Genomic DNA, 20,780 nt, shown 5'->3' with positions numbered 1-20,780 from the left:
CGGCGTCGGGGGGACAGCTGTCTCCTCGGCTGCTGCGACCCCGGAGGTTGTCCGCCGTGGACACATGCCTGCACAGGCACGCGAAAAGCCTGAACCCGCCGCATCCCTCTCCTTCGAAGAGGCCTTGAGCCTTCCGCTGCCGGTGAAACCACCCCGGGGCTCGGCGTCGGCCCCCATATAGGTGTCCGATAAACGGATCTCGCGATCCGTATAACGATGCCGTCACTCCTCCACCGCCTTCGTCCCGATCCTTCTCGAATGTGAACCACGTCACTAAAGGATCGGTAAAGACCGTGGTACAAATGCCCAACTTCCCTGACGGAACCACCGTCGCGGCGGAGTGCCGGGCCTTGCCCGGCAGCAAACCAGAGCGATTGCCGTCGTAGCCCGCCCCAGCGGCTTGCCGGTCGCCGACCGGACAACGACGTTCGTTCATCCCCCCACCGCACACCGACCGGCGAAGGACCCCCCCACCCCGCCCGCCGCTCCCGCGTCATCGAGGTAGCCAACGTGTCACTCGACTCCATCACCCAGAACATCGACGAATCCGTCGGTGGATTCTTCGAGCCCATAGCCGACTGGCTGGGCGGCATCGTCTTCTACTCCGTCACCATCGCCGGGGCGGACGTGCCGCTCATCGTCGCCTGGCTGGGGGTCGCGGGCCTGGTCTTCACCGGCTGGTTCGGCTTCGTCCAGGTGCGGAAGTTCCGTCTCGCCCTCGATGTGGTGCGCGGCAAGTACGACGACAAGGACTCCGACGGCGAGGTCAACCACTTCCAGGCCCTGACCGCCGCCGTCTCCGGCACGGTCGGCCTCGGCAACATCGCCGGTGTGGCCGTCGCCGTCTCCATCGGCGGCGCCGGAGCCACCTTCTGGATGATCCTCTGCGGCCTTCTCGCCATGGCCACCAAGTTCGTCGAGGTCACCCTCGGTGTGAAGTACCGCGAGGTCCACGCCGACGGCACCGTCTCCGGTGGGCCGATGCACTACCTGCCCAAGGGGCTGGCCGAGCGCTTCGGGGCGAGGGGCAAGAGCCTCGGCAAGGTGCTCGCCGTCCTCGCCTCGATCATGATCCTGTTCTTCGGGCTCTTCGGCGGCAACCTCTTCCAGGTCAACCAGTCCTACGCCCAGCTCGTCTCCGTCACCGGTGGCGAGAACGGCGCGATGGGCTCCTCCGGCGGGGCGCTCTTCTTCGGCATCCTCGTCGCCGCGCTCGTCGGCATCGTCCTGCTCGGCGGCATCCGCTCCATCGCCTCGGTGACCAGCCGCCTGGTCCCCGCGATGGCCGGGATCTACATCGTCGGCTGTCTCGTCGTCATCCTCGTCAACGTCACCGCTGTGCCCGCCGCGATCGCCACGATCATCGAGGGCGCGTTCAACCCCGAAGGTGTCGCGGGCGGTGTGCTCGGCGCGCTGATCATCGGTTTCAAGCGGGCCGCGTTCTCCAACGAGGCCGGTATCGGCTCCGCACCGATCGCCCACTCCGCGGTCAAGACCAAGCACCCCGCCAGCGAGGGCCTGGTCGCGCTGCTGGAGCCGTTCATCGACACGGTCATCATCTGCACCATGACCGCGCTGACCATCGTCATCGCCAACCCGGCCAGCTGGGGCGAGGCGCGTGACGGCGAGTCCATCGGCGGCGTGACGATCACCTCGGACGCCTTCGCCACCGTGCTGCCCTGGTTCCCGTACATCCTGACCGTCGCGGTCATGCTCTTCGCGATCTCCACGGTGCTGACCTGGGGCTACTACGGCCTCAAGGCCTGGACGTACCTCTTCGGCCGCAGCCGCACCAGCGAGACCATCTACAAGAGCGTCTACACGCTGTTCGCCGTCGCCGGGTCCCTGCTCACGTTGCAGACCCTCATCGACCTGGCCGACGCGGTGCTCTTCACGCTCGCCGTCATCAACATCATCGGCCTCTACCTCCTGGCCCCGGTCGTCAAGCGCGAGCTCAACAACTTCCTGGAGTACGTCCGCGTCCGGAAGGCCGGCGGAACGGACGGGGACGACGGAGACAAGAACGACGAGTCGGCCAAGGTGACGGTCTGACCCGGTCGGACACCTGATCCGGTCGGCTGCCCGGCCTGATCCCGCCTGGATCCCCGAGCTGCCCCGGTTCCCTCTCGGAGGGGGCCGGGGCAGCTGCCGTATGCGGCCCGTGCCGGTCCGGGCCGACCTGCTACGCCGCCTTCATCTCCGCCACGGCGTGAATGCGGTCGCGGAGATCGCGGACCACTGGAGAGGTGCGAGAGGTGCGAGGCGTGCCGAGGGACCGCAACTTGTCGAAGTGCTCGTCCCCTCGAGCCGTCGACAGGACCTCGTAGTCGTCGAGGAAGCGCCCCCACGAAACGCACGCCTCTTCCAGATGCCCGTACTCGTGCTGCCGCTGGGCAAGTACCGCGTGTGCGTGGAGCCTCCCCTGACGTTCAGAGGGGGACATGGTGCCTCCCTGGACTGGTGTGGCGGAACGACGCCCGCGTACGGAGCGTGCGGGCTGTTCCCGGTCACCCCTCGGCGCACGGGTGGGACGTCACCGACCCCACCGGACAGGCGATCGCGGAGGTGTTGGCGAAGAAATACCCCCACCTGTATCCGGAGTTCACCGAGGGGGACGACAACTAGCCGCTCCTGGCCTGCCCGGCGAGGGCCGGGAGCTCAACTCGTGTGCAGCATCAGCCCGATGCCCACCACCATCAGACCCGCCGCCGCGATCCTCGGCGCCCCGAAGCGCTCCTTGAAGAACAGTGTGCCGATTGCCGCGCCCACGATGATCGACGACTCCCGCAGCGCCGCGATTGGGGCGAGCGGGGCCCTGGTCTGGGCCCAGAGGACCAGCCCGTACGCGACGACCGACAGGGCCGCGCCGAGCAGGCCCCGTACCGCGAACGGCTTGAGCTGGGCGATCAGTTCGGTGCGGCGGCGGTAGTACGCGTACGCCGGGATCGCCAGGCCCTCCAGGATCATCAGCCACGCGACGTAGCCGAGTGGTGTGCCGGAGGCCCGTACACCCACGCCGTCTACCGTCGTGTACCCGGCGATGGCCAGGCCTGTGCCGAGCGCCGCCACGATCGCCGGCCAGTGCGGGCGTTTGCCGGAGCCCCGGATGCCCCAGAGCGCCAGGCCGACCAGCCCGGCCGAGGCGACCGCCACGCCCGTCGTCGCCCAGGCGTCCGGGCGCTCGCCGACGAAGACCGCCGCCAGGACCGTCACCACGAGCGGGGCCGTACCCCGGGCGATCGGGTACATCTGGCCGAAGTCGCCGAGGGTGAACGAGCGCATCAGCAGCATCATGTACGCCACGTGCAGCGCGGCCGAGACGAGGAGGTACGGCCACGCCCCGGCCGCCGGCAGCGGAACGAAGAGGGCCATCGCCGCGCCGATCAGCACGCCGCCGCCGGAGATCAGCGTGAAGGAGAGCAGCTGGTCCTTGATGGCGTGCGCGATGGCGTTCCAGCTGGCGTGCGTTATCGCGGCGACGAGGACCGCGAGGGCGACCAGCGGGGTCACTTGGCGGGCTCGCGCACATCCGCAACCGTCGCGCCCGCGAGCGCGATCAGCGTCTTGGGGTCGAGGGGGAAGACCGTGTGCGGGGTGCCCGCCGCCGCCCACACCACGGGGTGGTCCAGCAGCCGCCGGTCCGCCAGGACCCGGGTCCGGGTCGCGTGGCCGAAGGGCGGTACGCCTCCGATCGCGTACCCGGTCGTCTCCCGGACCAGGTCCGCGTTCGCCCGCGCCACCTTCTGCGCGCCGAGTTCGCGGCGTACGAGCTCCACGTCCACCCGCGAGGAGCCGTCCATCAGGACCAGGACCGGGACGCCGTCGGCCGTGAAGACCAGGGACTTGACGATCTCGCTCAGCGCGCAGCCGATCGCCGCCGCGGCCTCCGCCGCCGTACGGGTCGCGTCCGGGAAGCGGCGCACCTCGACCTGGAGGCCCAGCTCGGCCAGCGCCTCGGCGAACCGGGGGTGGGCGTGGGAGACGGGTGCGGCGGGAGTGGTTCCGGGGGTTCCGGATGTGCTGCTCATGGCTGCACGCTAGCGGTCGGTGCAGTATGCACGCGAGCGGGTTCCGGGGGGCGGGACAGCGAAACCTGGGTGATTGTTCGCGTCAATGATGACCATGTACGTAAAACGTGGCCATGCGCGTTGAAGGTGCGGTCGCCCTTGCCCGGGCGACCGCACCTTCCGTTGCTCCGCGTCTCAGCGGATATCAGGTCGTGGAGTGGTGGTACACGGCCAGGCGCGCCTGTTCCACGGGCGAGACACGCTTGCTGAACTTACTCCACTTCCCGGAGTGTTTGATCCTGCTGGTGTGCGTTCCGGAGGTGGTGGTGATCAGCTCGCCGTGGTTGATCCCGGCTTTGTACTGGACTTCGTGGTTCGCCGTGCCGGCGACGCCGGAGGACTCGGAGACGGTTCCGTCGTTGTACGAGGAGATCGTGGTCCAGTCGGTGCTCATGTTGCCGTTCTTGGTGGTGCTCGGCATCTTGCTCGGGAGAGCCTTGAGGAAGGCGCTGCCCGCCTTCAAGTCCTTGCACTGCCGGGCGTTTCCGCAGAGCGTCGCCCGGCTCGGGGTGATTCCGGCGTGCGGGGTGCCCAGCGTGACGACGTCCTCGATGTAGAGCTTCTTCGGGAAGCCCGCCGCACGCTTGTGGGTGTAATGCAGTGCGGAGCGGACGACGAGACCGCCCATGGAGTGGGCTACGACGTCGACCTTGATGCCCTTCTCCGTGTAGTTCTTGGAGACGTGGTTCGCGAACTTCTTGGCCACGTCCTTGATGGGCGTCTCACGGCTGCCGCCGACGTTGTACGAGCAGTTCTTGTTGTTCGTGTAGTAGCCGAAGGTGAGCAGGTTCCCCTTCCACTTCTTGTTCGTGAAGTGCTTGCGGGCGGCGCTGAAGGTCTTGGTGCAGTCGTGCTTGCCCAAGGGGGCGTACCCGTGGACGAAGATGACCCGGTTGGCGGCCCCGTTCGACCGGGACGGCTTGCCCGCCGCACCGGCCGGTGCGACGGCGAGCATGGTGAGGACGGCCGACAGCGCTGCGGCGAGAAGCAGCGTGAGCCGCCTCTGAGCTGTCCGAGTCCTCCGGGCTCTCTGGGCTCTCTGAGTTCTCTGTGTTCTCTGCATGGAAAGTTCCCCGTCCCCGCCTTCGAATGTGCTTCTCGCCGGGGACGTTAGCCCGGCCCGGTCGCGGGGTGTGCCGGTCGTTCGCCCCACATCCGGCCCCGCCCGTTCGCCGGTCAACTAACCTCGCCCTCATGCGGCGTGGGGGGCACGAGGGAAACAGCGAGCGCCTGGTGAACCGGACCGTCGAGCGGTACGGGGTGTGGCTCAGGTCCACCGTGGTCCTACTGTGCGGAGCGCTGGGCCTCGTCTGGGCGGACGAGCCGGATGTGCCCCTGGCGTCGGCGCTGCTGGCACCGGCCGTCCTCGCCTGCGGTGTGCGTCTCCGGGCGCTGCGCCGTCCGCTCCCGCTCGCCCTCCTCTGGGCGCTGGACGCGGCGGTGGTGCTGCTGATGGGGCTCTCTCAGCCGGTCCTCGGCGGTGAGGGCGCGAACGCGATGGTGGAGGTGGCCGTCGGCATCAGCGTCATCGCGTTCCAGTTCGAGTGGGCGACGCGGCCGGTGGCCGGGGCCGCCCTCGCCGGGGCGGGAGTTGCCGCCTGCGTGCTGGGTGACGTCCTCTCCTCGCCCGCGCACGATCTCGACGTCGTGCCTCTGGTGCGCATGCTGATCCAGGTGGGGCTGGCGAGGGCGGGCTACCTCATCGTCCGGGCGCGGGCCAGGTCGGCCGACCGGTCGGCCGCCGTGAGAGCGGCCCTGCGCCGGGAGGCCGATGTCGCCGCGGCACGGCGGGCGACCGAGCGCGAGTATCTGGCGACCCTGCACGACACGGCCAGCGCGACACTGCTGATGGTCTCGCAGGGCGACGGCCGGGACTGGTCGTGGCTTCCGCCACGTGCCAGGCAGGACCTGGAGGCGCTGTCCGCCATGCCCGGATTCGAGACGGGGAGCGTCGACCTCGCGGCCCTTCTGAGCTGTGTGCCCGAGGGGGAGGGGCAGGCCAGGGTGCGGCTCACGACGCACATCGAGGGCCCGCTCGCGATTCCGTCCGGCCCGGGGCTCGCGATATTCAACGGCGTCCGGGAGGCCGTCACCAATGTGTCACGCCATGCCGGGGTGCGGGAAGCGGAACTCAGGGCGTGGAGCGAAGCGGGGAACGGTGTCGTCGTCGAACTCTCGGACGCGGGAAGGGGTTTCGACCCGGACTCCGTCCCGGTGCGGCGCCGGGGCATCTCCGGATCCATCATCGGCAGGATGCGCGCGGTCGAAGGCACCGCTTCCATCACCTCGCGTCCGGGCGCCGGAACCCGCGTGCGGTGGCGCTGGCAGGACCGGGGCCGGGTGCCCCAGGCAGGGGACGGAGCAGGGCAGGCCACGGAAGTGCCGGGCCCGGCCGACCGCACCCGGGCACAGCACACGGCGGCGGTCCGCTTCATCCGCGGACAGCTCCTCTACGGCTCCCAGCTGGTCGCGCTGCTGATCTGCCTGGTGTGGCAGTTCACCATCTCGCTGCGCCGGCTCGTGACCCACCAGGACGTCTACCACCCCGCGTGGGCACAGACGGCCGCCTTCGTCTGCCTCGTCGCCGTCGCGGCGACCGGGGGCGCCCATCTGCTGCGCGGCAGGCGGATCCCGCCGGGGGTGCGCGGCTGGTGCCTGGGTGCGGTGCTGGCCGTCTCGGCGGTGAGCGCGTACACGCTTCCGCCGAATCATTCGACGGGCCCGGCGGACTGGGCGTTCGGGGTGGTCGGCTGGCATGCGTTGTTCCTGCTGGCAGACCTGCGGGTCAGGGTGTACGCGGCGTTCCTCGGGGCGCACATAGGGATCAACGCCGCCGCCGTGGTCTGGCACGGGGCGCCGACCGCGCCCGAGGCGGCCGTCCTGGGCATCGCCACGGTGGGCAGCTGCGGCCTCCAGCTCGCCATCGGTGCCCTGATGACACATCTGCTCCGCGACACGGCTCCGGCGGCGGGGTCGGCTGCCGCGCGGGAGGAGGAACTGCGTACCCGGGAACGTATCCACGAGCACCTGCAAAGTGATCACAAGGAGCGCTACCGCGCGCTGACGGCGACGACGGTGCCGCTGCTGGTGGGCCTCGGCCACGGTGTGCTGAGCCCGCACGACGAGGAGGTCAGACTGCGGTGCGGCGTGGAAGGCGCCCGGATGCGCCGCCTGTTCGCGGAGGGCGATGCGGTTGCCGACCCGCTGCTGAACGAGTTGCGGGCCTGCGTCGAGGTGGCCGAGCACCAGGGGGTGACGGTGAGCCTGGCCGTGCGCGGCCTGCCGGGTGAGGTGCCCGTGGAGATACGCAGGGAGCTGATCGACCCGGTGGCGGTGACTCTGGGCCGCACCCGCTCGGCCGCGCGTGTGACGGTCGTATGGACCCCCGGCGCCGTCCGGGTGAGCGTCGTGGGCGTCGACTGCGCGGACGACCGCACCGAGGCAGCGGCTGAACCGTCGCACAGCCCCGCCGCGGACCCGCTCGTGTCCGTGGTAAGAACTAGACGTGGTGAAAGTGTGTGGGCGGAAGCGAGTTGGAGCAGACCGGCGGCATCAGGAGTTGCCCTGTCATGAGTAACGACGCACCGGTCAGCGTGGTCGTCGTCGACGATCATCCGGCCATCCTCTCGGGTGTGGAGATGTGGTACAGCGCTTCACCACGGCCGATCACCGTGGTCGCGGCAGGCGCCTCCGTCCGGGAAGCCTGGACCGCTCCGGGCAGTACGGCCGATGTGGTCGTCCTGGATCTCCAACTGGGCGAGACCGTCCCGGCGTTCAGTGGCCTCCGGCGACTTGTCGACGCCGGGCGGCAGGTGGTCGTCTACTCGATGCGGGACGACGAGAAGACCGCGCTCACCTGCCTGGACCTCGGAGCCGCGACCTTCCTGACGAAGAGCGAGGGCCAGGAGCACCTGGTCGAGGCGACGCTGGCGGCCGCCGACGAACGGCCCTACATGCCGCCCGCGCTGGCCGGTGCGCTGGGCACCAACGCCCGCGCGGACCGGCCGCAGCTCTCCTCGCGCGAGGAGAACGTGCTCATCGAGTGGTTCCAGTCGGAGTCGAAGGAGCTGGTCGCGCAGCGCCTCGGCATCTCCGTACGGACGGTCAACTCGTACCTGGACCGCGTGCGGATCAAGTACGCGAACGTCGGCCGCCCCGCACGGACCAAGGCGAGCCTGGTGGCCCGGGCCGTCCAGGACGGACTCGTCGATGTCGACGACCTCTGAGCCTGACCTGACCTGACTCGGGGATGCGGCGGGCCGGGAAACCCGGGTGACCGGGGGCGGAGGTGCTTCTACGCTCGCCCTCATGGACAGGGGCGAGCAGGACGAACATCTGCTGAACGTCGTCGATGTCGAGGCGACCTGCTGGGAGGGCCAGCCGCCGCCCGGCCAGGTGAGCGAGATCATCGAGATCGGTCTCACCGTCGTCGACCTGCGCGCGGGCGAACGGCTCGCCAGGCACCGGCTGTTGGTCCGGCCCGCGCGCTCGAAGGTCAGCCCGTTCTGCACGGAGCTGACCGGGCTGACGCAGACGGAGGTGGACGGCGGCCTCCGGTTCGCCGAAGCCTGCCGGGTGTTGGCCTCCGAGCACCGTACGGGGCTGCTGCCCTGGGCCAGTTGGGGCGACTACGACCGTAACCAGTTCACCCGCCAGTGCCGGGCGGCTGGCACGGAATACCCCTTCGGGCAGCGGCATACGAACGCCAAAGCCGCCTTCACCGCCGCTTACGGGCTGCGCCGCCGCCCCGGTATGGCCCAGGCGCTGACGGTGGCCGGTCTCCCGCTGGAGGGCCGCCACCACCGGGGCGACGACGACGCGTGGAACATCGCCGCCCTGGTGCTGGATGTGGCGGGGCGGGGCGGCTGGCCGGCCGGGTGAGCAGGAAAGCCGGTGATCACTCGGCGGGGGGTGGCGGCAGCGGTGCGGTGGTGCGGGGGCGGTGGGCCCGGACGTCCACGGGGCGCCCATCGGGATCGCGGGCCGTCATCGTCCACTGAGCGGGCAGCGGCTCGATCTCCCCGACCGGCCACCCGGCACCGAGGATTTCTCGCGGGCCTCACACAACTGCGCGTACGTGCCCACGCGGAGCCCCCACCCCGCCTGGCCCAGGGGGTCGGGTCCGGTGGTGGGAGGGGCAGCGGTCTCGACGACCATCAGGTGGTCGTTCCCGCCGACGTCGATGACGGCGAACCGGGGATCGGAAGAGGTCGCGGCCCGCTCGAAGGCGAGCGTCGCCCCGAGCAGCTCCGTGTAGTACGTCAGGAGCCGGTCGAGGTCGATGGTGGACGGCGTCAGGTGGTTGATTCCGAGGAGGTGGTGGGCCATGGTCGGCCCACCGCAGTGCGGCTGCGCGACGGGGAGGAGTCCACAACCTCCTCGGCGGGAACGGACCTTGGGACGCGCCGACTCCTCGGTCGCGCCCCGCCCCGTACGCCGTCGGCCCGGGCCTCAGCCGCCCGCGCGCAGCACCTCCGCGACCACCGGGCCCGCCGCGTCGCCGCCGTGGCCGCCGGTCTGGACGACCGCCGCCGCTGCGAGGTCGTTGCTGAAGCCGGTGAACCAGCTGTTCGAGGTCTCCTGCCCGTCCACCTCGGCCGACCCGGTCTTCGCGCCCTTGTCGCCGCCCACGGTGGCCATGGGCTTGGCGCCCGTCCCCCAGGCGGCCGTGGCCCGCATCATCGTCTTCAGCTGCTGGACGACGGAGGGGGACAGCGAGCGCGAGGCATGGGCCAGCTCCCGGTTGTCCAGGGACTTCGGGACGATGACCGGCTGCTGGAAAGTGCCGGTGATGGCGGTGGCGGTGATGGAGGCCATGTTGAGGGCGTTCATCTGGACGGTGCCCTGCCCGATGTACTGGGCCGCGGCCTCGCCGCCCACCTCCTCCGGAACGCTGCCGTCGGTGGAGACGACGCCCGTCTTCCAGTCCAGGCCGATCCCGAAGACGTCCCGCGCCTCCTTGGCGAGCGCCGAGTCGTCGTTCACGTCGTCGATCAGCTTGATGAAGGCCGTGTTGCAGGACTGGGCGAAGCTCTGGGTGAACGAGGAGCCGTCAGGCAGCGAGAAGTTGTTCAGGTTGTGGAACGAACGCCCCTGCCACATGGCGTCCTTGGGGCATTCCGCCGCCCCGTTCGCGGTGACGAGCCCCTTCTCCAGCAGCAGGGCGGCCGTCATGATCTTCAGCGTCGACCCGGGCGCCTGCTTGCCCTGCATCGCCACGTTGAACTCGGTCGCCGGGTTGTTGGCCACCGCGCGGATCGCCCCGGTGGACGGCTTCACCGCGACCACCGACGCCTGCGCGAACTTCTTCACCGCCTGCTCGGCCGCCGCCTGGGCGCCCGCGTCGAGTGTCGTCTGCACCTTGCCGGGCTTGCCCTTGGCGAGGGTCAGCAGGCTGATGTCGGCCTGCCCGTCCCTGGCGGCTTCGATCCAGGTCTCGATGCCCGGCGAACCGCCCGAGGTCGCACCGTACTTCTGGCGCAGGGTGTCCAGGATCGGCCCGAGGGAGGGGTACTTCTCCTTGGTGAGCACGGTGCCGTTGCGGTCCACGGCCTCGATGGCCGCCGTCGACGACTCGCCGGTCTTCAGCGTCGCGCCCTCGGTCAACTGGGGGTGTACGACGGTGGGTTCCCAGTCGACCAGGGCCTTCCCGGTCGTCAGCCCGCGGACGACGGTGAGCTCGGAGGCGTACGACAGGGGCTTGGACTTCCCGCCGTAGGAGACGGTGGCCTTGACGGTGAAGGGCACCTTCGTGCCGACGGCCGGCCCCGGGGTGATCTTCACCTTGCCGATGTGGGCGGCCTCGCCGTACGAGGCGAGTACGGGCTCCGCGCCGGCCTCGTTGTTGGTGAGGAGGGCCGCGCTCGCGGCGTCCCCGGCCGCCCAGGCGTCGAAGAAGGACTTCGACGCCTCGGTTATCTCCTCCGCGCTGGGCGGCCCCGTCCTCACCTCGGGTGTGGCGTTCCGGGAGGCCACCTTGCCGCCCCCGTCGCCGTCACCTCCGAGCACGCTGTACGCCCCGTAGCCGACCCCGCCGGCCACCAGGACGAACACTCCGCCGACCACGGCGACCTTCGCTCCACTGCGCATCTGTGCAGTCCCCCTCCCCAGGAGTGCCCTTGAACGCGTTCAAGGGACAACTGTGAGGAACCCTAAAGGGTTGTCGCCCCCGGTGAGGGCGTCGTTACCGGACCGGAACGCTCGGCTGGAAACCGCTCTCCGGATATGTCCGCGCGACCTGGACCTCCGCTGCCGGAAGCAGGCGGCGGGGAGGCGGGCGGCCGGGCGGTGATCGCGGGCCTGCCGGTGGGCGGCGGCGGGCGGCGGGGGCCCGCGACCCCGGCGTGAGCCGAGGGGCGCGGCATGATCGATAAGGGCTCACGGGCGGCCTGGGAACAAATTTTCGTCGGGGTGAGTGAACGGGGAATTGCCGGGCACTAGGACCAACGCAACGAGGTCCTGGCGACCATTCGGAGCCGGGACATACCGGTGGGGTGAACTGAGGCCGTTGTGAAGTGCAGGCGTGCAAGCGCCTGAAAACCGGACTTGACGATGGGAACTGAAAATGATCCTCCTTGGACTTCTTCTGCTTATTATCGGCCTGCTTGTTGGCATGGGCCTGCTGACGACGATCGGCAGTATTCTCATCGTCGTGGGCGTCATCCTGTGGATCCTGGGTGCGACCGGCCGCGCGGTCGGTGGGCGCAAGCACTTCTTCTAACCCCGGAGTTGACCTCCGGAGCCACTTCGGAGTCACCTTTGGCGTCAGAGGAAGCCAGGAATTCCGTCGAACCGACGGACACCTGTGCATGCGGGCGGGCCGCGACGAATTGTCGTCGCGGCCCGCCCGCACTTTTCGGAGCTCCCGCGTATTACGTGCAGGAGGCTCCCGTATCGCGAGACGGGCCCGGCGCGCTTTCCGCGTGCCGGGCCCGTCCGTCTGTCACCTACTTGCGAGTCACTGACCCGCGGCCTTCTTCCTGCGCAGGAAGAACATCGCCGCGCCGCCCGCGGCGACGAGGACCACCGCGATACCCGCGATCATCGGCGTGGCGCTGGAGCTGCCGGTCACCGCGAGGTCACCGCCGCCCGTGGTGGTGCCGGTCGTGCCGCCGGTGGTGTCGCCGGTCGTCTCACCGGTGGTGCCACCGGTCGTGTCGCCCGTGGTGCCGCCGGCCGTGTCCTCGGACGGGCTGGGGCTCGGGGTGGCCGGCGGGGTCTCGCCACCACCGCTCGTGCCGGGGGGAGGGGTGCCCTGGGTCTCGCAGTCCAGGACGCCCTGGAAGCGCTCCGAGAAGCCGTTCGGACCGGTGACGGTGATGTCGTACGCCTCGTCCTCACCCACCGGGACGGTCACGGTCTTGCTGTCGCCACCGGCGACCGTGTGCTCGGCACCGGCCAGCTCGAAGGTGAAGTCGGAGTCACCGGCGTTGCTGACCTTGACGTCGATGCCGCCCGCGGTGCAGTTCTTCTCCGCGGTGACCGACGGGATGGCGCCCTTCTTGGCCCAGTTCGCGGTCGCGGTCGCGGTGACCGTGGACTCGGTGGAGCCGGCGAGGATCTGCGTCTGGCTCTTGCTGGCGCTCGCGAAGGCCCGGCCGACCGGAACCTGCGTGGTCGTCTTGGCCGTGAGCGAGGCGGTGCCGTCGGAGGTGCCCGCGGGCACGTCGAAGTACAGCTCGGTGCCGTTGACGGCCGACGTGACGGGCTGGCCGTCCTTGTCGGTCACCTTGACGCCTGCGGCGACGCCGGCGTCGGCGGTGACGGAGACCTTGTCGGCGTCGGTGTGCACCGTCACCGGGCCGAGCTTCTCGCCCGACTTGCCGGACACCGCGTTCGGGCCCAGCGTCAGGGAGGTCTTCGGCTCCTGGAGGTTCTGGGCCTGCGCCTCGAGCCAGTCCGCGAGCTTCTCGGCCTGCGCGTTCTTCGCCTCGACCTTCGCCCCGTCGGAGAACCGCCAGATGGCGACCTGGGTACCGGCAGCGGCCGTCTGGGGGGTCAGCTTTCCGGCCCCCGCCTTCTGGGCGAGCGCGTTCAGGTCGCCGGCCTGCGGGTAGGAGTTCCGGAGGATCCAGAGGATCTTCCCGGCGTCCTTGTTGGAGCCGAGCGAGGTCTGACCCCAGGGGGTTTCGAGGTACTTCGCCTTCTTCTGGGTCGGGTTGTGGATGTCGATGCAGTACGTCTGCAGTCGGCCACCGCCCTGGACGTTCATCTCGAACAGACCCGCGGAGACGCTCTGGGTCTTGCCGTTCCCGGTGTGGATACGGGCCGAGTCGAACGTCTTCAACCCGTCCAGAGTGGCAACCGCGCCACCCTGGTGATGGACGTCGTCACCATCGGCCGAGGCGCTGCCGGCCCCGGCCAGCGAGCCCAGGACCAACAGGCCCACCGTGGCCGCCGTTGTGGCTATCCGGCGGCCGGCGGTGCCCCGCCGGGTCGCGGAAGCTGAAAAGGTTGTCAACACAGAAGTCCCCTCCGGTGCGGCTCATCCTTAAGGCGCGTCAGATGCGCCACACGAGATACGTGGTGGGAGAGTCGCGAACACAGTCTCAAGTGCCCTGTGAGCACGTGGAGATAGTATGAAGAGAGGGCCGCTTGGTGCCCATCGCGGCCACCTTTTGAACCTTCCGAATCGGAATCGTTACCTCCGGCGCCTGACCTGGGCTCGTTCCCCGCATCGCCCGCCTACACCCACGTGTCCAGCCACATCCGGTCCCGCCACAGGTCCTCCGGGATCGAAGTCCCCGTGTACAGCGGCCAGAAGTAGATGAAGTTCCAGATGATCAGGAGCACCAGCACGCCCGCCGCGATCGCGCCCAGGGTGCGGCGGCGTTCGCCTGTCGGGTCGTTGGCCGTCAGGCCCAGCTCCGCGCGGGTGCCCTTGCCCGCTGCCGGGCCCACGATCGCGCCCAGCATCATCGTGACCGCCAGGCAGAGGAACGGGACGAACACCACCGCGTAGAACAGGAAGATCGTGCGCTCCTGGTAGAAGAACCAGGGCAGCCAGCCCGCCGCCACGCCGCACGCGATCGCGCCGGCCCGCCAGTCGCGGCGGAAGAGCCAGCGCCACACCACGTACGCGAGGGCGAAGCACGCCAGCCACCAGAGCAGCGGGGTGCCGATGGCCAGGACCTCGGCGGCGCACTTGCCCGTCGAGGACTCCTTGCAGCCCGTCTGCTCCTCGTAGAAGTACGAGACGGGGCGGCCCAGGACCAGCCAGCTCCAGGGGTTCGACTCGTACGTGTGGCCCGAGGTCAGGCCGACGTGGAAGTCGTACACCTGGTTCTCGTAGTGCCACAGGCTCCGCAGCCAGTCCGGGAGCCAGCTCCAGGAGGAGCCCTTGCCTTCCGTGGCCGCCCAGTTGCGGTAGTAGCCCTTGTCCGTGACGATCCAGCCCGTCCAGGACACGAGGTACGTGACGATCGCGACCGGGACCGTGGAGACGAAGGCGGGGACCAGGTCCCGGCGCAGCACCGCCAGGTGCGGCTTCGCCGCGCCTGCCGTGCGGCGCGCGCCCACGTCCCACAACACCGTCATCAGCCCGAACGCGGCCAGCACGTAAAGGCCGTTCCACTTCGTCGCGAACGCCAGGCCCAGCATCACGCCCGCCGCCAGCCGCCACGGCCGCCAGCCCAGCCGCAAGGTCTCCGCGATCCGGGCGTCCGGGCGCAGCACCCCGTCCTCGTCCACCGGCAGTGCGGCGGCCAGGCGTTGGCGGGCGCGGTCCCGGTCCACCACCAGGCAGCCGAACGCCGCCAGCACGAAGAACATCACGATCAGGTCCAGCAGCGCGGTCCGGCTCATCACGAAGTGCAGCCCGTCCACCGCGAGCAGCAGCCCCGCCAGGCACCCCAGGAACGTCGACCGGAACAGCCGCCGGCCGATCCGGCAGAGCAGGAGCACCGAAACCGTGCCGAGCACCGCCACCATGAACCGCCAGCCGAACGGCGTGAAGCCGAACAGCTGCTCACCGAACCCGATGATCCACTTGCCCACCGGCGGGTGCACCACATAGCCCGGGTCGGTCGGGATCGGGACGGAGGACGGGTCGTTCAGGATCTGCTTGTCGACGTCCTTGGGCCACGAACCCTCGTACCCCTGGTTGACCAGCGCCCACGCGTCCTTCGCGTAATACGTCTCGTCGAATATCACCGCGTGCGGCTGGTCCAGCTTCCAGAAGCGGAGCAGGCCCGCGACGAGCGTCACGAGGAGCGGGCCGCCCCAGGCCGACCAGCGCACCAGGCGGTCCGCGACATGCGGCGGGATCGCGAGCACCGACCACACCTGCCGTCCCGGTTGGGTGTACGGCGGGTCCAGCCGGTCGCGCAGAGAGGTCTCCGGGCGCGGGACATGGCCGAAGCGGCGCAGGCGCCGTTGCCAGGAGGTCGGCTGTTCGCCGAGCGGGTCCCCGGCGTCTTGGCCCCGCTGGGTCTCGGGTGCGGTACTCGTCACCGCGCCATCGTAGGGAACGCATCTGTGCGAAGGGTGCTGCCCGTGCTGCGAGGATGGCTGATGTGACTGGAACGACTGGAACGCTCGTGCTCGCAGGGACCCCCATCGGTGACGTGGCGGACGCCCCGCCACGCCTGGCCGCCGAACTGGAGCGGGCCGACGTCGTCGCCGCCGAGGACACCCGGCGGCTGCGCAGGCTCACCCAGGCGCTCGGCATCCACACCTCGGGGCGTGTCGTCTCCTACTTCGAGGGGAACGAGTCCGCCCGTACCCCTGAGCTGGTGGAAGCTCTCGTCGGTGGAGCCCGGGTGCTTCTTGTCACGGACGCCGGTATGCCGTCCGTCTCCGACCCCGGCTACCGGCTCGTCGCCGCCGCCGTGGAGCGTGACATCCGTGTCACCGCCGTGCCGGGGCCGTCCGCCGTGCTGACCGCCCTCGCCCTCTCCGGGCTGCCCGTCGACCGCTTCTGCTTCGAGGGCTTCCTGCCGCGCAAGGCCGGTGAGCGGCTCTCCAAGCTCCGCGAGAACGCCGACGAGCGGCGCACCATGGTCTTCTTCGAAGCCCCGCACCGGCTTGACGACACCCTCGCCGCCATGGCCGAGGTCTTCGGTGCCGAGCGGCGCGCCGCCGTCTGCCGTGAGCTGACCAAGACGTACGAGGAGGTCAAGCGCGGTCCGCTCGGCGAGCTGGCCGTGTGGGCGGAGGACGGGGTGCGGGGCGAGATCACCGTCGTGGTCGAAGGCGCCTCCGACTCCGGCGACGAGGGCCTGGACGCAGAGGAGCTCGTACGGCGCGTGCGCGTGCGGGAGGAGGCGGGGGAGCGGCGCAAGGAGGCCATCGCCGCCGTCGCCGCCGCGGCCGGGGTGCCCAAGCGGGAGGTGTTCGACGCGGTGGTGGCCGCCAAGAACGCCGAGAAGGCCGTGCAGAAGCCTTAGTACGTACGGCAGCGCCTACGGCGTTTCCGTCAGCAATCCGTACGCCGTCGCCACGAACGTGTCCGCCCGGTGCACCCGCCGCGTCGCCGTCGCCGCCACCGCCAGACCCGTCCCGGGGCGGAACCCGAGGAACGCCTGCTGGCCGAGGGTCGCTCCCGCGTGGAAGAGGACCGGGCCGTACGGGGTCGGGTGCTGGAACCACGTCAGCGTGTGGGTGTGTGCGTGGCGCCGGCCCCGCCGCAGCACCGGGCGGGTCACCTCGGTGAGCGCGGCGGCCAGTGAGGGGTCGGTCGGGGAGCCCGAGGCGCCCCCCACATGCGCCTCCAGGAACGCCAGCAGGTCCAGCGGTGACGACCGCAGCGCCCCCGCCGCCGTGAAGCCCCCCGTGTCCAGGGCGGGCAGCGGGGTTCCGTCGCGGCGGTGGCCCGTCGCGACGGTGCCCTCCGGGCCCGGGCGCAGCAGCGTGGCCTCCAGGCCCAGCGGGGCCAGTACCTGCTGGTGCAGCAGCACCTCCCACGGGGTTCCGGTGGCGGCCGCCAGGGTGTGGCCGAGGACGGAGACCGCGAAGTTCGAGTAGTGCCAGCGGGTGCCGGGGCGGTGGCGCGGGCGGGCGCGGAGGAAGGCGCGGACCACCCGGTCCGCCGGGTAGTTGCCGTACGGGTCCGTCGACCAGCGCGGCACCGCCTGCGGGTAGAAGTCGGCGGGCAGGCCCGGCAGCCCCGAGGTGTGGGTGAGCAGATGGCGCAGGGTGATCCGGCGCACCGCCGGGTGCACCGGGAGGCCCGGGGCCAGCAGGTCCGCCGCCCGGTCCTCGTACCGCACCCTGCCCTGCGCCACCAGCCGGGCCAGCAGCAGCCCCGCGAACGGCTTCGACGCCGAGCCCAGTTCGTAGTGCAGGCGCTCCCGGGGGACCGGGCCCGGCTCCGCGCTGCCGCCCGTGTGGACCGTGCGCACCCCGCCCCGGCTCATCGCGAGCACCACGTCCGGGGCGTCGATCCGTCCGGCCGCCTCGGCGAGGAGGCGGGCCGTGGTGGCCGAGGAGTCAGGGGCCGTCACCGGGGGTGCCGTCACGTCCGTCATGCCGGAGCCGGTGCGGCGCTCAGGTCCGACAGGGCCCGGCTCATCGCCAGCGCCGAGGCGAACGCGGCGACCAGCGTCGGGTGGTAGACCAGGTCGAACACCGACTCCTCGTCCCCTTCCGGCATCTCGCCCACCACCGGCATCGCCCCGTCCGGCTGCTGCGCCTGCGCGAAGCCCGCCCAGGCCGCCGCGTCCAGCGTCGGGGAGGGCAGGCACGCGTCCACGACCAGCAGTTCGCCCAGCAGGTCCCAGCGCTTCAGGTCCAGCCAGTCGTCCAGCCAGACCGGCAGCCACAGCTCCAGATACTCCGCGATGTCGGCGGGCAGCCCGGCCGGTTTCTCGCCCCAGTCGGTGAGGTGGAAGACCGTGTGCGTGATGTCGTAGCCGATGTGGCCCTCGACCGTCCACGGTTCGGGCCGCCGAGCCAGCCAGGTGTGCGCCAGCGCCGCCGTCTCCGGAACGCTCGGCTCCGCCCCGAACCGCCTCTCGATCGCGCTCAGCCCCAGCCGCCGCACCGGCAGCACCTCCAGCGCCGCCCAGCTGGCCAGGCGGTGGTTGAGGCGGATCGCGGACTCCAGGTCCGGCTGCCGGTAGCCCAGCTCCCGGAACGGTACGTAGACCTCCAGCGGCACCGGCGAGAGCGGTTCGCGCCGCTGGCCCTCCAGCAGCCGCGCCCCGGAGCCCAGCAGCTCGTGCCAGGCGTGGTCCAGGAGCTTGTGCGCGAGCGAGGACTGCTGCGAACCCGCCACGCCCTCGCGGAAGATGACCTTCCCGATCAGCGCCAGCTCGCCCAGCGGCTTGAACCGGTCCAGCATCCCCGCCTCCGGGGACGGGTCGGCCTCCAGCCGGAACCCTTCGCGGTGCTCGTACAGCCAGCCCAGGGCCTTCGCCCCCACGTCGTGGATCTGCTGGATGCCGCTGCTGCTCATGGGGTGTGCCTTTCCCGGCCGGGCATGACCTCGTGCGTCAGCGACCTCAAGGACAGAGCCGCCGCGAAGGCCGTGACGAGCGTGGAGTGGTAGCAGTCGATGAAGGGGTACGGGTCCGGCGGTGCGTCCTCCTGGACCGGCAGGCCCGTTTCCGGGACGCAGCCCGTCGCGTGCTGGACGTCGGCGAGCACCGGCCACACCGCGTCCAGCAGCTCCAGCGGCGCCGGGCCCGGCAGCGAGGCGGCCACCGCGAGCAGCTCGCCCGTGAGGTCCCACTGGCCGCTCTCCAGGCAGCCGTCGGCCCACGCGGGCAGCCAGGTCCGCAGGTACGCGTCGATCTTCTCCGGCACCCGGTCGGGCATCCGGCCCCAGTCGGTGAGGTGGAAGACGGTGTGGGTCAGCGCGTAGCCGGACGGGCCCTCGAACGTCCACGGCTCCGAGAGCCCGCCCAGCCAGGTCCGGGACAGGACCCCGCCCGCGTCCGTGTGGGTCACCACCCCCACCCGCCGCTCGGAGTTGATCAGCCCGAGCTGGCGGTTGGCGTGCTGCTCGGTGTGGGCCCAGGCGCGGGTCGCGGTGAGCGGGCGGGCCAGCGCCTCGAACCCCTCGTGGCGCAGCCCGTACCCGGCGAAGGCCGCGTAGATCTCGTACGGGTACGCCGCGAAGGGCTCCGCGCGGAGCAGCTCCAGGAGGAGGTCGCCCGCGCCGACCTGCTGCCAGGCGTACGTGACGAGGTCCCCGGCCACCTCGTGTTCCGGGGTGCCGGGGGTGGTGGCGGTGCGGACCGTGGAGCAGAGCTGGGCCAGTTCGCCGAGGGGTTTGAGCGTGGCGTTGACCTGGGTGTGGGGTTCCAGGACGTCGTCGGGGAGCGCGAACTCACCCCGGTGCGCGTCGGTCCAGGCCAGCGCGGTGCGCAGGACGTGCGGGAGGACGGCGAGCGCGGCGCCGGGGGAGGCGTGCTCCCGGGGGGTCCGGTCCGGGTACGCCTGGCCGCCCGGATGTCCCTGGGGGGCCGGGCGGCGGCCCTGCGGCCCCTGCGTCGCGGTCGTCGTCATCGTGCCCTCGCCTCGGCCATCAGCCGGGCCGCCCGGACGTGCAGGGTGACGCGGGGGTCGTGGCCGCCCATCAGCTCCACGAAGTCGAGGCCGCGCTCCAGGCCCAGGGTGGCCGGTTCGCCGCCGATCGCCGCGAGCCAGCGGCCCGCGCCCGCCGCCTGGAGCCAGTCGCGCCGCCGCACCGCCCGGACGAAGCCGCGCGAGAGGTCGACCGCCCGCGCCGCCGCGGCCCGCTGCACGGCCGAGGGGGCGGCCGGCACGGCGAGGGGCGCGAGCACCGAGAGCTGGTGGGTGAAGGACTGCCAGGGAGCCTGCTCCAGCCAGGCGGCGTCGGGCTCCTCGAAGGTGCCTGCGGCGGTCGCGCCCGGGGGCGGCGCCATACGCTGGAGCGTGGAGATCATGTGCCAGTGGCTCCAGGCCGTCGCGGCCGGAGCATCGGGCTTGGGCGGGAATTCCCGTACCGCCCGGTCGAGTACGGCGACATCCCCGGGGTGCGGATTGCGGCCGTACAGAACGCTCGGCAGCAGCAGGTCGGCACCGATGACCCGCGCGGCCGCAATTCCGGTCCGGTTCTCCTCGTCGATTCCCGCCGCGCCGCACACCGTGGCGAGGTGGTCCCCGCTCCGAAGAGCGAGGACCACCTCTGTTGCCAGGTCATGCACGGCACCCGCCAGCGGGGACGCAGCATGTGTCTGGTCCATGTTCCGACGTTCAGCCCTTCTTCGGGCGCGGGGTCGGAGGCGAAAGCAGCAGGGCGCCGCCGCCTGCGAGAAGCGCGAGGTAGGCGCACTCGCGGGAGTCGCGGTAGACGCCGTCGATCTCGCCCGGGTTGAGCGCCGCGTCGAGGTCGGTCTCGATTTCGGTGGCAGTGGTGTCCGTGGTGTACATGGGTGCTCCCCATCCTGTGGGAATCGGGTTGGTTGTACGTACCGAGTCACGCTTGACGTACGTTCCGAGTGAAAGGGAGAAATGGGGGCGCCGCAAATCGGGGCCGGACATCCGCGGTAATAGGGGATTCAATTGAATGATGAATTCATGCGGCGAATGGGTGACGAAAGGCCGGGAATTCGGGGAATCTCCAGGGGGCGTGCGGGGGTGGTGCGCGGGCGCATTCACCTCGGGTGGCGGGCGTGTTCGGGGGCGCTCGGCGGTGGGTCGGTCACCGCTTGTCTGCTCCCGCGGTCACGGCCTGTCCTGTCGTCGGCCATGCGGCGGCAAAGGGCGGCCAAAGGAAGCCAAGAACGCATCAATATCGGCTCTGAG

General features: G+C 70.8%; 19 protein-coding genes. 7 read left to right on the top strand and 12 right to left on the bottom strand.

Going from position 1 to position 20,780, the window contains the following annotated elements:
* Positions 1–510: 510 nt before the first annotated feature.
* Entirely contained in the window at positions 511–2,052 is a 1,542-nt protein-coding gene (locus GTY67_RS12685) for an alanine/glycine:cation symporter family protein (RefSeq protein WP_161278708.1), read from the top strand.
* Between the two features lie 438 nt (positions 2,053–2,490).
* Positions 2,491–2,625: a hypothetical protein gene (locus tag GTY67_RS35300; protein ID WP_272925762.1), complete on the top strand. Its 135-nt coding sequence runs from the start codon at positions 2,491–2,493 to the stop codon at positions 2,623–2,625.
* Between the two features lie 33 nt (positions 2,626–2,658).
* Here the strand turns inward: GTY67_RS35300 and GTY67_RS12680 are convergent, their stop codons facing one another.
* The 3 genes from GTY67_RS12680 to GTY67_RS12670 all read right to left on the bottom strand — a co-directional run bounded on the left by GTY67_RS12680 (position 2,659) and on the right by GTY67_RS12670 (position 5,022).
* The gene (locus GTY67_RS12680; protein ID WP_093693599.1) at positions 2,659–3,510 is read right to left on the bottom strand and encodes a DMT family transporter; all 852 of its coding nucleotides are present in this window, start codon (positions 3,508–3,510) and stop codon (positions 2,659–2,661) included.
* Positions 3,507–4,028, bottom strand: a complete 522-nt coding sequence (locus tag GTY67_RS12675) for a YbaK/EbsC family protein (protein ID WP_161278707.1) — start codon at positions 4,026–4,028, stop codon at positions 3,507–3,509. Before GTY67_RS12675 ends, GTY67_RS12680 begins: the two co-directional genes overlap by 4 nt.
* Positions 4,029–4,212: 184 nt before the next feature.
* Entirely contained in the window at positions 4,213–5,022 is an 810-nt protein-coding gene (locus tag GTY67_RS12670; RefSeq protein WP_161278706.1) for an alpha/beta hydrolase, read from the bottom strand.
* A gap of 239 nt (positions 5,023–5,261) precedes the next feature.
* Between GTY67_RS12670 and GTY67_RS12665 the strand changes: the two genes are divergently transcribed.
* From GTY67_RS12665 to GTY67_RS12655, 3 genes are all read left to right on the top strand, one after another.
* Positions 5,262–7,640, top strand: coding sequence for an ATP-binding protein (locus tag GTY67_RS12665; RefSeq protein ID WP_202461419.1), 2,379 nt, complete (start codon positions 5,262–5,264; stop codon positions 7,638–7,640).
* On the top strand, positions 7,637–8,293 hold the full coding sequence (locus tag GTY67_RS12660; protein ID WP_176727592.1) for a response regulator transcription factor: 657 nt from the start codon (positions 7,637–7,639) through the stop codon (positions 8,291–8,293). Before GTY67_RS12665 ends, GTY67_RS12660 begins: the two co-directional genes overlap by 4 nt.
* An 82-nt stretch (positions 8,294–8,375) precedes the next feature.
* A complete protein-coding gene (locus tag GTY67_RS12655) occupies positions 8,376–8,948 on the top strand; it encodes a 3'-5' exonuclease (protein ID WP_161278705.1) in 573 nt (190 codons plus the stop codon).
* Between the two features lie 105 nt (positions 8,949–9,053).
* Here GTY67_RS12655 and GTY67_RS12650 read toward each other — a convergent pair whose 3' ends face one another.
* Both GTY67_RS12650 and GTY67_RS12645 read right to left on the bottom strand, forming a co-directional pair.
* Positions 9,054–9,395, bottom strand: coding sequence for a VOC family protein (locus tag GTY67_RS12650; RefSeq protein ID WP_237502599.1), 342 nt, complete (start codon positions 9,393–9,395; stop codon positions 9,054–9,056).
* A 123-nt stretch (positions 9,396–9,518) separates the two neighbouring features.
* Positions 9,519–11,156 carry a penicillin-binding transpeptidase domain-containing protein gene (locus GTY67_RS12645; protein WP_161278704.1) on the bottom strand — a complete coding sequence of 546 codons (1,638 nt, stop codon included), beginning with the start codon at positions 11,154–11,156 and terminating at the stop codon, positions 9,519–9,521.
* A gap of 475 nt (positions 11,157–11,631) precedes the next feature.
* Here GTY67_RS12645 and GTY67_RS34515 point away from each other — a divergent pair, with 475 nt between their 5' ends.
* On the top strand, positions 11,632–11,787 hold the full coding sequence (locus tag GTY67_RS34515) for a hypothetical protein (protein ID WP_093693592.1): 156 nt from the start codon (positions 11,632–11,634) through the stop codon (positions 11,785–11,787).
* A gap of 237 nt (positions 11,788–12,024) precedes the next feature.
* On the opposite strand, the gene GTY67_RS12640 is transcribed toward GTY67_RS34515, so the two are convergent.
* Positions 12,025–13,455 (bottom strand): LAETG motif-containing sortase-dependent surface protein, encoded by a 1,431-nt coding sequence (locus tag GTY67_RS12640; RefSeq protein WP_343238667.1) that lies wholly within the window; start codon positions 13,453–13,455, stop codon positions 12,025–12,027.
* A 296-nt stretch (positions 13,456–13,751) separates the two neighbouring features.
* The gene (locus GTY67_RS12635) at positions 13,752–15,518 is read right to left on the bottom strand and encodes a phospholipid carrier-dependent glycosyltransferase (protein WP_093693591.1); all 1,767 of its coding nucleotides are present in this window, start codon (positions 15,516–15,518) and stop codon (positions 13,752–13,754) included.
* Between the two features lie 53 nt (positions 15,519–15,571).
* Between GTY67_RS12635 and rsmI the strand changes: the two genes are divergently transcribed.
* Complete coding sequence (gene rsmI, locus GTY67_RS12630; protein WP_202461418.1) at positions 15,572–16,453, top strand: 16S rRNA (cytidine(1402)-2'-O)-methyltransferase; 882 nt, start codon at positions 15,572–15,574, stop codon at positions 16,451–16,453.
* Between the two features lie 15 nt (positions 16,454–16,468).
* Here rsmI and GTY67_RS12625 read toward each other — a convergent pair whose 3' ends face one another.
* The 5 genes from GTY67_RS12625 to GTY67_RS34510 are packed head-to-tail and all read right to left on the bottom strand — an operon-like array spanning position 16,469 to position 20,405.
* Positions 16,469–17,533 (bottom strand): serine hydrolase domain-containing protein, encoded by a 1,065-nt coding sequence (locus GTY67_RS12625; RefSeq protein ID WP_161278703.1) that lies wholly within the window; start codon positions 17,531–17,533, stop codon positions 16,469–16,471.
* Positions 17,530–18,462: a hypothetical protein gene (locus GTY67_RS12620; protein WP_161278702.1), complete on the bottom strand. Its 933-nt coding sequence runs from the start codon at positions 18,460–18,462 to the stop codon at positions 17,530–17,532. Before GTY67_RS12620 ends, GTY67_RS12625 begins: the two co-directional genes overlap by 4 nt.
* The gene (locus GTY67_RS12615) at positions 18,459–19,517 is read right to left on the bottom strand and encodes a hypothetical protein (protein ID WP_161278701.1); all 1,059 of its coding nucleotides are present in this window, start codon (positions 19,515–19,517) and stop codon (positions 18,459–18,461) included. Before GTY67_RS12615 ends, GTY67_RS12620 begins: the two co-directional genes overlap by 4 nt.
* Positions 19,514–20,218: a hypothetical protein gene (locus GTY67_RS12610; RefSeq protein ID WP_161278700.1), complete on the bottom strand. Its 705-nt coding sequence runs from the start codon at positions 20,216–20,218 to the stop codon at positions 19,514–19,516. Before GTY67_RS12610 ends, GTY67_RS12615 begins: the two co-directional genes overlap by 4 nt.
* Positions 20,219–20,228: 10 nt before the next feature.
* On the bottom strand, positions 20,229–20,405 hold the full coding sequence (locus GTY67_RS34510; protein WP_093685815.1) for a hypothetical protein: 177 nt from the start codon (positions 20,403–20,405) through the stop codon (positions 20,229–20,231).
* Between the last annotated feature and the right edge of the window lie 375 nt (positions 20,406–20,780).

This window comes from Streptomyces sp. SID8374, assembly GCF_009865135.1.
Taxonomy (GTDB): domain Bacteria; phylum Actinomycetota; class Actinomycetes; order Streptomycetales; family Streptomycetaceae; genus Streptomyces.
The sequence above is the reverse complement of the archived record's forward strand: the minus strand, read 5'-3'. Positions and strand labels throughout refer to the sequence as shown.